This window comes from Algibacter ulvanivorans (genome assembly GCF_048381495.1).
GTDB lineage: Bacteria > Bacteroidota > Bacteroidia > Flavobacteriales > Flavobacteriaceae > Algibacter_B > Algibacter_B ulvanivorans.
This window is the reverse complement of sequence record NZ_JBLWGD010000004.1, coordinates 326,250-339,646: the sequence shown is the minus strand read 5'-3', so window position 1 is coordinate 339,646 and position 13,397 is coordinate 326,250. Positions and strand designations below refer to the sequence as shown.

Here is a 13,397-nt window from a genome sequence, read left to right as displayed (position 1 = left end):
AATTTTGTTTAATGTGGTATTAATTGATTTTTTTCGGGAATTAAAACATCTTGCATTAATAAATTTTTATCTCCATTATAAGTTTTCGATATAGGTTTTCCATTTCTAGTTAAACCCTTAAAAATACCTTTATCAACCAAATTCCAAAGTGCATATTTAGCTTTTCCATCGATTGTAAATAAGCCAAAATGATTTTCTGAACCTTGAGGGTTTTGAGCATCTTTCCAATTTTCATTGAAAGCTTCAAAGTAAAAACAAGAGATGTTTAATTTGTTTGTCCATTCTCGCATATGTTTGTAATACAAGGCTTCTTTATACTCGTCTGTAGCCTTAGAACCGTAAGCCCCGTACTGTTGGTTTGAAAAACTAGCCCATCCTGTTTCTCCTATATGAATTGGTTTATTAACTCCTAATGATATCATGTAATTAAAAACACTATTGTATTGAGCCATTGCGTATTCTTTAGCACGTAACATAATAGCATCTATTTTTTGTAAATCTGATAGCTTAGAATCTTCTTCTTTAACGCCCCAAAATACTGGGTTGTAATGTGTATCGTGCATAGGGTAGGTGTGCATAGAAATATAATCGACGGCTTTTATTAGTTTTTCTAAATCTTCAACATGGTATTCACTACTACCTCCGCCCCAAGAGGCGAAATTATCTGAACTTGTTATCCATAAATCTTTAGGTAATATTCCTTCTGCCTTTAAATTCTGTAAATGGTTTACCCATTTTAAAATAACATTTGGTTGTACATAGTAACTTGTTGCCCATTTTACCATGGCTTCGTTACCAACAGCTATAACTTTAACAATATCTGGATATTTTTTAGCTAGATTAATTGCTCTAGATATTTCGGCGGCATTTTTATCTGCATCTTCAACGTTATGGTTAGGTTCTTTATCTGTCCATGCGTTTTCACAATCTATCCAAGTGCCTAACATTACAAACATTTCGAAGTTTGTATCTTCCTTTTTTAGTTCGCTAATAGCTTTTAATACATTTGGTGCTTGTTGTAGCTGTACGTTATAGGTTCTTAATATTTTTACACCCATAGCAAATAGCAACTTCATGTCTTCTTTTAGTTCTGAAATTGTTGGCTGAATGTTTCTTGTGTTTTTACGATAACCTCCATAAGAAATTGCAAGATATTCAGGGTTTCCTAAAATATCGGCAGCTGTTAATTGCTTTTCGTCTTTTGGTTTTACATTACATCCTAACATTATTAATACTATTAAGGTTGTTATAAATAATTTTAATTTTAACATTATTTAGTTTCTGTTTAATGAAACCATAATGTGATTTATTTCTCCTTTTCTTTGAAATATAGATTTTGAGGTTTGTAAATCAAGGCTCATATTTTTTGACTCTGTACTTTTTCCGTTATTGTAAACTACTTTTAAACTATTGTTATTAGATAATTTGTAAATTACTGGAACCTTGCAATAAGTAAAACAAAGTGCGTTGGCTTGAACCTGTAGAACTTGTTTTTCTTTATTAACATTTGTAAAACAGAATGTGTTTGGCATTTTTAAAAACTCCTTAGTTTGTAATAAACTTGGTTTAAAAATTATTTGTCCTGCTCGTACAAATACACCTAACTCACCAAACCTGGTTAATACATCTTCTTTAACTTGACCTGTCATACCTGGTTGTTGTGCTCCTTTAGTTGCTGGTGTGTGTGAATACGGATCGGTTGGAAAAGCTCCGTATAATTTTGGTGATTTATGAACGCCTATTCCTGCATTTATTTCATAATAATGATCTAATAATCTACCAACCACTATAGCATCAGCATTAGTGTTTATAGCTAGCAAACAATTTTCTTGTACTGCTAATGATAATTTAGACACCATGTGCCAATAAATAGACCCTAAACCTTCGTAACCAAAAAATGTTCCTGAGCGGCCTGTAAACGATTTATGATTGAAAGTGTCTTCGAATGTTTTTAACAACTGTTCGGTATCGCTATCTACTAAAGTTTTATATATATTATCTAGGTTTTGTAATGCTTCTTTTAGGCTATTTGCATTATTAAAGTTGCCATTAAAATGATAATTTCCTTTAATATCTTGTTCTATTATTTGACGATTTCCATCTGCCAATAATTGTTTTAATAAGTTAGATTGTTCTACTATATTAGATGGTATATTGTTCTTTTTATCAAATCGAGGTAAATTTTTATTTGGGTACAAAATGTAACTGTATTGGTCTTCTCTAAAAAGAGCACTACTTTTTAAACCGTCTAATAAATTTAAAGCTTGAATAGGAGAGAGGTAACCAGAACTTAGAGCGGCAACTTGGCCCTCTAGCATTTCTGATAAATATGAAATTGAAACCTCTTTGTCGTTTTCAAGAGTCATTAAATTGTATGCATGATACATATTATCATCTCGCTTGTTGGCATTTATACTATGCTCTAAATATGCTTTAGCTACTTTAATAAAACTTAAAACCTCTTCTAACTTTAATGTAGATTTTTGGTTAGCAAACCCATTTTTATAAATTATTTCTCTATACTTACTTCCAGCTTCGCCTAAGCCATCAAGAACTGTTTTTCTGTCTTTGTTTGAAATTTTACCTACTAATATGGCTGTATTTTCTTGTAATGTTTTAACAATAGCGCTAAAGCAGGTTAGTAACTCTTGAGAAATTTCTACTTGTTTTGTTTCAGATTTTGATACTATTTTTTCAAAAAAAACTAAAAATCTATACAAATAATTAAGTGTTACCATAGATACACCATTACCAACTAAAGCATTATTGGCATCATTCCATTCTGGGCGTTGGGTATTAAGCCATATGCCTGCTTCTGGAATAAAGTTTGACATTTTTGCTAAAACAGTAGCTAATAATTTTTCAATTAAATTAACTCTATAAATATTTGAGTTTTTATCTGTTAATAAGGCTCCGTCTGCACCTAAGGCTTTGCGTCTTTTATCAATTTCAGAATTTAATTTATAATCAAAATCGATAGTGTCTTTTGGGTTTTTTAAAGTATCCTTATAACTTTTAATAATATAGGGTACATTAGCATATACATATATGTTTTCTGCAAATCGTTTTTCTAGTGTATTAGGGTAATGGTTTTCAATAAACTCTAAAAATTTTAAAAGGTAAATAATTTGGTGGTCGCCCCAATAACCAATGTAAGACCAAGGGTCGTGTTCTTCTATAACTTCCCAATCAAAACCTCCTTTTGTAACACGATAAGGATTGTACCCTTCAAAGGTTGTTGCATTTAAAAACTTATGAATCATGCCTTCAATAAACTCTGGGTAGGAATGAGCTAGTGCTTCCCAATTTTGAAAAATATCGCGCCAATTACCTTCGTAATCTAAAATTTTAGAGTCATCAATCTCATTTTGCGTGTTTATAGAAAATTTATTCCAAGGTCTACTTGGGTCGCCATGTCTTCTACTAAATTTTAATGGTAAATACTCGAAACATAAGCGTTTAAAATCTTTATCTACATCTGCTTCGGCTAAGTTTTTCAAATAATTTAAAGTAAATACTTCTGGAAGATTGGTTAATTGAGAACTTTTTGTGTTAAAAAAAGTTTTATTTGCATTTGCTATGTATTTTACAAAGTCTTGTTTTTCAATTTTATAATCATCGTCAAAAATACCTCCACGCATAATATTAAATAACGTGTTAGCAAAATGTCGTGTATTAGTTAATTGATCTGCAGTAAGTTGTAAACCATCTGCATTTCCTGTTATTTTAATAAGGTTTTTTGTTCCTAAATCAATATCATTTTGAATTGTATTTAAGATACTATTTCCTTTTTTAATAATTTCTGAAACTTTAACGACATCGGAAATTGACTGGTTTACATTAGCAACAAACATCCAATTGGATTCTGATTTTGATGATAACTCAATTTCTGAAGCAATAAAATAGGCTCCTTTTTCAGCTTTTACATCTACTTCTTCATGTATAGCCTCGCCTCGTCTAAAATTATCTAATTGAGTTGATGACAATAAATGTGTTGGATTGTTAAACCCATAAGACCAAACAATATTAGCTTTTAAAGCCTCGCTAGGCTCTGCTTTATCTACAATAACAGCGCTTAAAGCGTAAATGCCTAAACCAGAGTCTTTTTGTAATTCGCTTTTTTTATAAGCATCAACAAGGTTGCTTCGGCTATTTTGTAGTTCTGAATTTACATGATTTGGAATTATATTTTGTAAACCATCTAAAACCTTAATATTTAACGTTTCGTTTGAGTTATTTATTAGTGTTGATTTTTTTACAAAACCAAATGTATTGCTTGAGTTCCACTCGTACCTAAAGGTTAATCCTAAATCGATATTACTTTCTTCAAACATAATTTTATTTCCATAAACATTCTTGTATAGACTTGTTTTGGTTTTATAAATTCCTGTTTGACGTATTGAAAATGGTTCCCAAAGTTGTGTTTTGCCTTCTTTAATAACTCTAAAAATAGCTTTACTACCTGTTGTATCGACTAATTCAGTAAGCTTATCGTCAGTATAGTATGGAAACAAGGCGTATTCTGCATTTTTTCTACCAGCTGTTAAACCACCATTACTTGAAATAAACATCCAATGGTTAGAGTCGCTTACTATACTCATAAAAAACGGACGCATTTTATTGCTATTAGAAATTTTAAAATAGCTTTCTCCGTTAATTGTAACTAGCTTTGATGCTACCTTTTCTGTTTCAAATGAAACACTTTTATTACTTAATATCGAATTGGTATTGCTCATAAATTTAATTTTAATAAAAGCTTTAAAAACCTTTATCTCCAAACTAGGGTTATAAAAAGGGTAATTTTAGTGTTATACACCACCCTTTTTGTTTAAATAAAGTCTATTCTATATTTATTGATAAACTCTTACATAATCAATTTCCATAGTGTCTTGCGTAAATGCTGGATCTATATCTCCTCCTAATGTGCCTCCCATTGCAACGTTAAGAATTAAGAAAAAATCTTTATCGTAAAAAGGCAAATCGGCATTATTATCTAAAACAGTTACTGCTACGTTATCTAATAAAATGGTTAATTTTTCTGGAGTCCATTCTAAACCATATAAATGAAATTCTGAAGCTGCATTTTCTATAGTAGAAGTCTCACCATAACTAGCTTGAGCACTTGTACCAGAATCGAACCAATGGTAAGTACCAAGCGATGTGTTTTTATCCCATCCTGTTTGTTCCATAATATCAATTTCGCCGCAATGAGGCCACCCAACATCTGGGAAATTAGCTCCCATCATCCAAATGGCAGGCCATGTACCTTGCGCGCTAGGAAGCTTAGCTTTTACCTCAACACGACCGTATTTAAACTCGAATAAATCGATTGATTTTAATCTAGTAGATGTATAGTTAGATCCTTCTTTTATGGCGGTAATTTTAAGTATTCCATCTTCTACAATAACATTGCTAGAGTTATCTGTGTAAGTTTGAACTTCGCCATTTCCCCATCCACCAGCGCCTAAATCGTAGGTCCAACTTGCTGCATCTGGAGCGCCGTTAGTATCAAACTCATCGGACCAAGCTAAAGTGTTATATTCAGACTCAAATACTGCTTCGCCTTCTACAGGTTTGGTTGATGTAAATTTATGATACCAAGCATTTCCTCCTCCTGCTTCAATAATTCTAACTTCTAATAAATCATCAGAGATTGAAATAATATCATACGTACTAGCTCCTACATACCAACCCATAAAACCACCATCAGAAATTTCGAAAGTTGTTCCTCTATAAGGCTGTTCGTTATAACTTCCTTCTACAGCAGCTTTAGAACTTGATGGAGCAAATGATACGTTTTTAAGACCAAACATTGTTGGTGCTACAGTTTCATCATGGCAAGTGTCTCCATCTACACCAATAACGCCTGCATATGTTCCTGGTACAAAAGCAGGCCCTACAGTTTGCTCGAACGTTACTCCTTCTTCTAATCTTGTAAAAACAAACTCGTTAGTATACATACAGTATTTTTCTTCATCCCATGGTCCAATAGCATTCCACCAAGCTTCCCAAGCAAATTCGCCATTACCATAATCGTCTTCAACAGGGCCTAAACCCACATGTAAGGGAATGTTTGATGACCAATACCATGTTTTAGAGCCTCCAACAACATTTCCAGAAAGCATTTCTACAGCTTCAAGATCTGAGAAAGAGCTAAAAACTTCAACATTAATTGTAGCACTTGACATAATGCCTCCTGTGCCAACAGCATTTACAACTACTGTATAGGTATTTACTCCAGTAACCGTAAATCTATGTTCTATTTCTCCAGAAGGTGAAAGACCTTTTTTACCATCACCAAAATCGAATTGATAAGTTATTTCGTTATCTGCAGTAGATTTAAATTTTACAATTCCGCTACCATCTCCATAAGGGTTTTCGGCATCTACACCAACAACTTCGGCACTTATGGTTACATTGGTTGGAGCTATAAGATCTCCTATTACGGCATCATCATCTTGGCAACTAGTACTAATTAGCACTAGTGTTAAAAATAATCCGATATAATATTTTATGTTTTTCATAATCTAATTTTTTTAAATTTTTACAAGCTTATATTGCCAAAAAACGGTTCCGCCACTACCATCAACATTTATATTTACATTAATGGTATTACTATCAAGAAACTCTACATTATATATTACTGAGTCTGGTGCTGCATTAGGGTCTGTAAGTTCTGCACCATTAACCGCTTTAGCTAAGCCTATATAAGCTCCTTTACCATTAAGTGTTATTGTACCTTCGCTACTATTGTAAGTGTAGGTTGCTGGTATAGATCCGTCGTGTGGTGCTACAGGAGTTCCGCAAGAGTCTGCTCCTCCTTGCCATCCTTCAGTCCAGGTTTGTGCACCTAAAACGTTTTGAAACGATCCATCTTCACCAAACACATATAAATCATCATAATAACACGCTCTACTTGTTACACAGGCTGCATCACAATTCCACCAAGATGTATCTCCAACCGATGGGCCAACACCTAATGCACCACCTTCATTGGCCATTTGCCAAGTTCCTGTTAATGGTGTTGATACTACTCCTGCTCTAATTAGTTTATAATTCCAGAATCCTCCTCCAATATCTATATTAACAGAAATGGTATCATCATCTAAAAATTCGATATTGTAAGTAATTGAACTAGGAGCATCAGCTGAGTTTGTTAATTCTCCGCCATTATAAGCTTTTGGAATACCTATATACGAACCAACCCCATTTATTGTTACAGTTCCTGCTGTTTCATTATAAGTATATGTAGCGGGGTTAGAACCGTTGTGTGGTGCTACAGGTGCCCCGCAAGCATCACCTCCGCCTTGCCATCCTTCTACCCAAGTATCAGTTCCTAAAACATTTTGGAATGAGCCGTCTTCGCCAAATACATAAACATCGTCATAAAAACATGCTCTGCTGGTTACACAAGCTGCATCACAATTCCACCATTCTGAATTCCCAGCATTTGGACCAACACCTAATGCACCTCCTTCTGGAGCCATTACCCATTGGCCAGGCAATCCTGTTGCTCCACTAGAAGGTATAGTTTGGTTAATGTTGTCTATATAGAAAGTCCAATCTGAACCACCTTCGCCAACGACACCAAAATCGAAAAATAAAACTATTTTTTGATACGATTGAGACTCATCAATATCTGCTAAATCAAAAATAACTTCTTCCCAACTACTATTCCCATTTAAGGTAGCTTCCTTTTCAATAAAGATAGAACCATCGTCAAGGTTTTCAATTTTTAATATTAGTTTACCTCCTGGTCTTGGAGACCAAACATTCATTTTAATTGCTTTTTTAAGACTAAAATCGATAGGAGAAGACATAGTAATTACATTTCCTGCCCATACTTCTGGACCTCCTTTTACAATTTCGCCTACTTTTGCAGATGTATTTCCGTCTGAATCTGGGTTATCAATTACCGTAGCAGATGCCCCACCAAAGCCGATAAATGCAGAGGCATCAAAAACTTCAAAATCTAAAGGAAAAACTACAGGAGCTGAAATGGTTACATCTTGCTCTAACTCGCTAGACTCTGCGCCACCACTTAAAGCAACAACTTTAATTGTGTAATCGCCAACGCCAGGATACTCGTTACTTACTGTTCCATCAATTTCTAAGGGTGTTCCTTCTTCATCTGGATTAGAAGTGTTGAAAAACACTAAAAAACTAGAGGCAAAATCGGCCTTTGCAGATACATTTAATAAAAACGGATTTGCACTATCGACTTCGGCATTAATTGTAATGTTTTCTGGTGCTCTAAAAGATACTACAACGGTTTGTTTTCCTGTTGCTGTGTTCCCTTTAAGATTTGTTGCTGTTATTGTAGCTTCATAAGTGCCTTCAACATAAACATGCTCTGCATATTCTCCAGGTTCGATGGATTGAGATGGCTCTGATCCATCACCAAAATCTATAATATAACTTACTGCGCCTTCGCCTGTTGGTGTAATAAATGTAAGCCCAGAATTATCTGGAACCACATTTACTCCTGCCGAAATATTTGTAGGTACAGTAATAGTGTTAACAAAATCTGTTTCGCCAAATTTATCTTCCTCACAACTCCAAACAAGAGTTATAATTAAGATGGTACTAAATATATATTTTAATGTTTTCATAATTTATTTTTTTAGTTTTTAATAGCCATCGTTTTGTGATAAACCAGAAATATTTATTTCTCGTTGCGGAATAGCAAATAGCCCTTTTGTAGCTGTACTATAACCACTACCTAAAACTGCAGCAGCTTGACCGGTTCTAACTAAATCGAAAAAGCGATCGCCTTCCATACCTAATTCTAATCTTCTTTCTTCCCAAATTGCTTCTACTGTAGCGGTAACTCTATGGGCTTCGTCTCCAAAGGCTCTATCTCTTACCATATCTAAATAGGTTTGTGCTTTTGCTTCACTACCAGAAGTTGCTCTTAAATTTGCTTCTGCAGCCATTAATAAAACATCTGCATAACGGATTATACGTTGGTTATTTTCGTAGTTTAACTCAACTTGTCCACTTGTTTGGCCTTTTCTTGGTAAATACTTTTTATTGTATAAGTCTGTGTTTTTAAAAGGCGCAACCTGAAAGGTAACATTAAGGCTAGGGTTTGCTGCTGCATAAGCTGCAACATTAAAACATGTAGCATCTTTTCTTTGGTCGCCATCTTCAAAAGCTGCTGCTAAGTCTTGAGTTGGTAAATTTGTACTCCACCCTGGATTAAAAGGCATATTTGCAGTACCGCTTATTCCTCTAACACCACATTGCTGAACAGCATAATTACCTTGACCTCTTGTTTGTCCTGCCCAGTTATAATAAGGCGACCCATTTGAATATTGTATCTCGTATACCGACTCTGGGCCATTTTCATTTTCTACTAAGAAAATACTATTATAATCTGAAATTAAACTGAAGGGCCCATTTACTACGTTTTCAAGCATTGGAACTGCCAAATCAAATTTTTCTTGATATAAATACACTTTTCCTAATAAAGCTTGGGCAGCATATTTTGTAATACGCCCTTGTTGTGATGCCGATGTTGGTAATACATTTATAGCGTCTAATAAATCTGTTTCTATTTGAGCATAAACTTCTGTTTGAGGTGATCTTTGAAGTGTTCCAAAATCTGAAATACCTAATTTACCATTAGTAAACAATGGCACATCGCCAAACATTTTTGTTAAACTAAAATAGTAATAGGCACGTAAAAAACGAACTTCACCAAAAAGGGCTTCTTTACCGTCAAACTCTACTGTGTTTCCTAAAAGATTAACATCTTTGTATTTTATTAAGTAATTGGTTCTATTAATACCTTCGTATGCTGATGACCATAAATCTTGAAGTGTTAAATTGTTTGATAAAAGCTGATAATCAAAATCATCAATATTTTGAAGATCTAAAACATCTGAAGCATTTTCACCTCCAGCTACAGCATTATCTGATGCAATATCACCTATAACAACCATTTGATTTAACCATTGTGTAGGTGTATAACAACTTACTGCCATGGTTTGATAATCTGATGCTGTTTGCAAATAATCTATTTCTGTTACAGCATATTCATCATGTGGATCAAATTCAACAACATCTGAACAACCTATAAAGATTGAAAGTATCATGATTAACCCAATACTATTTTTTATGTTTTTCATAATATATTTTTTTTGATGTTAAAATTTAAGGTCTAAACCAATTAGAAATGTTCTTGCTTGCGGGTAAGCACCTCTGTCTATACCTGTGTCTAAAATGCCACCTGATATTTCTGGGTCGTAACCGCTATACTCTGTAAGTGTTAGCAGGTTTTTAGCTTGAGCATAAACACGAACTTTACTAAAAAATGCATTTGATGTTTCTGGTAGTGTATACCCTAGAATTAAACTTTTAATTTTTATAAAACTTCCATCTTCTACATATCTGTCTGATGGCCTGATGTTACTATTTGAATCTGCAAACGTATAACGTGGGTTGCTAGCATTATTAGTTGTACCCTCTCCAGTCCATCTGTTTAAAATACTCCTATCTTTATTTGTGTATAAAGCATTACGCTCGTAAGCTCTAAAAATATCGTTGCCAACAGAGGCGTAGGTAAACATACTAAAGTCGAAGTTTTTATAATTCATGCCTAAATTCCAACCTAAAGTAAAATCGGCAAAAGGGTCTCCAATATTTGTTTTATCATCATCATTAATAACACCATCGTTATTAGTATCTACAAAACGAATATCGCCTGGTTGCGCTCCTGTTTGTGTAACATGCGCATCAACTTCAGCTTGATTTTGAAATAATCCGTTTGTTTTAAACCCGTAAAAATAACCTGGTGTAAAACCTTTTTCAAATCGGGTAGCATCATGTGCTTGACCATTAAAATAACTACCTCCAGAAACAAATGCAGTACCATCACTATTGGTTTCTGTAACTAAATTATTGGATGCTGTAAAGGTTAAAGAAGTATTAAAATTAAAATTACTGCTATTGGTTTTATACCCTAATGTTAAATCTATACCCTTGCTTTCTGTGCTACCAATATTAGATTTTACTGGTTCTGAAGTCCCTGCATATAGTGGTGGAGCATCAGTAAATAATAAACCCTCAACCGATTTATTAAAATAATCAACGGTTATTGATAAATTATTAAATAAAGTAGCATCAAAACCAATATTATATTGTGTTTGCTCTTCCCAACTTAAAGTTGGATTACTAAATGAGTTTACTGTAGCTCCAGGAACAAACTCGGTGCCAAATGTATACCCATTACTGTTTGCTGTAGTGTTATAACTTGGACCACCAACAGTAATACTTACATATTGTGGGTCTACATTTTCGTTACCAACAGTACCGTAACTACCCCTAATTTTTAAGAAATTAATAGCTTCTGAATTGAAAAAATCTTCGTTTGAAGCTACCCAACCTAAAGAGCCTGCATAAAAGTTAGCAAACTTATTATCATCACCAAAAGCAATAGATCCATCTCGTCTGGCAGAGAACGATGCTAAGTATTTATCTTGATAATCGTAATTTATTCTACTAAAATAAGACATATTTCTACGCTCTAAATCTTGGTAGCTATAACCTGTATAAGCATTAGTATTTAACTCTGTATTAACTCCTGTTGCTGCACTAATATCTGCCCAGGACCATGAGTTATCCCTTACATCTTGTCTGGTTACACCAATCTCGTCGCCTGTTGATTTGCTTCTAGAAACTCCTAAAACTATATCGAAATTATGTTTATCATTTAAACTAAAGTTGTAACTAGCAAAAGTCTCGAATGTATAACTAAAGTTAGATTCTTCTGTTTCTGTTACACTATTATGGTGTGTTGGTATTACACTTGTTGTACCATCTCCATTATCTACTGTTTGCATTGGTACAGTACCATCTGGTAAATATTGACTAGATACATTGTTTGGTCCATAATATGCTAAAGGCGTAAAACTTTTACTTACATTATCCCATTTAGTATACCCTAAACGCGAGGTAATTTTAAGGTTATCTAAAATATCGTATTGTATTTCAAATTTACCGTATAATTTATCGCCATTATTTTCATTATAAGTATCTGCTAAACGTTGTACTGGATTAAATATTTCTGATAATAATAGGTTACTATAACCATAAGTAGCAAAATCGTTAGGGTTGTTATTATAAGGCGAAACTGTTGGATCGAAATTAATAGCATTACCTAAAATAGAGTTAAATGCATTTTCTGCAACCGTTTGGCTTTTAATATTAGCATAACTTGTATTAACTAAAAACTTTAATTTTGGTGCTAATTGAAAATCTAAATTTGCTGTAAAGTTAATTCTATTAAAATTAGATTTATCATCGCCGCCTACAACGCCACCTTGACTTAAATAACCTGCAGATAAAAAGAAACCTATATTTTCTGAACCTCCGCGTGCAGAGATAGTATGAGAGTTTACTGTAGCGTTTTTAAATACTTCATCTTGCCAATCTGTACCTTTTCCTAAACTAGAGATATTAGAAAATATTAAACCTTCTCCAGCTGCTGCACTACCCTCATTTACCATAGTAGCGTACTCTGAGGCATTTAATAAACCTAGCTTTCTAATTACAGATTGAAAACCTGTGTAAGTATTATAATTAAATTCTGTTTTATTATTTTTTCTACCGCCTTTAGTTGTAACCACTATAACACCATTACCACCTTTAACACCGTAAATTGCAGTTGATGCTGCATCTTTTAATATGTTAAGAGATTGAATATCGGCCGAACTTATAGAGTTTAAATCGTCTAAAGATTGCGGAACTCCATCAATAATAACTACAGGGTCTACACCAGAAAAAGAAGGAATACCACGAACCAATACTGTTGGCTTACTCCCAGGAGAACCACTTTGTATTACAGAAACACCCGAAGCACTACCTTGTAAAGCTTCTTCAACTCTTAAGGGTTTTAATTTTTCAATAGATTCTGACTTTACTGTTGAAATAGCTCCAGAAACCTTAGTAACTTTTTGTGTACCATACCCAACTACAACAACTTCATCTAACTGAGCTAAATCTTCTTGTAATTGAATAATTAATTTTTTGTTATCTGAAACTAATACCTCTTTAGTTATATAACCAATGTAACTTATAGATATTGTAGTTCCTTTTTCAATTCCTGTTAAGATAAAGTTACCATCAAAATCTGTTGTGGTACCTTTAGAGGTGTTCTTAACAATGATATTCGCCCCAGGAATAGGAAACCCTGTTTCATCCTGAACATTTCCGCTTATATCTATATTCTGACCACTAGCGAAAGAGATAAAGAATAAAGCTAAAATTTGTAATAGCGTGTGTCTCATAAATTTGTTAGTTTTTGTTTATGGTAAAATTAAGGAGGCATTAAGGAATTATTAACAAAAAATACCCCAACAAAAAATATACATGATAAAAAAAAGTAATTATTA

Annotated in this window: 6 protein-coding genes; all 6 read right to left on the bottom strand. The window is 33.5% G+C overall.

Annotation, left to right across the window (positions count from 1 at the left end):
* Positions 1-8: 8 nt before the first annotated feature.
* The 6 genes from ACNG5D_RS11950 to ACNG5D_RS11925 all read right to left on the bottom strand — a co-directional run bounded on the left by ACNG5D_RS11950 (position 9) and on the right by ACNG5D_RS11925 (position 13,292).
* The gene (locus ACNG5D_RS11950; protein WP_418183752.1) at positions 9-1,271 is read right to left on the bottom strand and encodes a glycosyl hydrolase family 17 protein; all 1,263 of its coding nucleotides are present in this window, start codon (positions 1,269-1,271) and stop codon (positions 9-11) included.
* Between the two features lie 3 nt (positions 1,272-1,274).
* Positions 1,275-4,736, bottom strand: coding sequence for a hypothetical protein (locus ACNG5D_RS11945; protein WP_418183751.1), 3,462 nt, complete (start codon positions 4,734-4,736; stop codon positions 1,275-1,277).
* Positions 4,737-4,850: 114 nt separating this feature from the next.
* On the bottom strand, positions 4,851-6,524 hold the full coding sequence (locus ACNG5D_RS11940) for a family 16 glycosylhydrolase (RefSeq protein ID WP_418183750.1): 1,674 nt from the start codon (positions 6,522-6,524) through the stop codon (positions 4,851-4,853).
* 12 nt (positions 6,525-6,536) lie between these two features.
* Complete coding sequence (locus ACNG5D_RS11935) at positions 6,537-8,612, bottom strand: PKD domain-containing protein (RefSeq protein WP_418183749.1); 2,076 nt, start codon at positions 8,610-8,612, stop codon at positions 6,537-6,539.
* Positions 8,613-8,630: 18 nt separating this feature from the next.
* Positions 8,631-10,133 carry a RagB/SusD family nutrient uptake outer membrane protein gene (locus ACNG5D_RS11930; protein WP_418183748.1) on the bottom strand — a complete coding sequence of 501 codons (1,503 nt, stop codon included), beginning with the start codon at positions 10,131-10,133 and terminating at the stop codon, positions 8,631-8,633.
* An 18-nt stretch (positions 10,134-10,151) separates the two neighbouring features.
* Positions 10,152-13,292, bottom strand: a complete 3,141-nt coding sequence (locus tag ACNG5D_RS11925; protein WP_418183747.1) for a SusC/RagA family TonB-linked outer membrane protein — start codon at positions 13,290-13,292, stop codon at positions 10,152-10,154.
* Between the last annotated feature and the right edge of the window lie 105 nt (positions 13,293-13,397).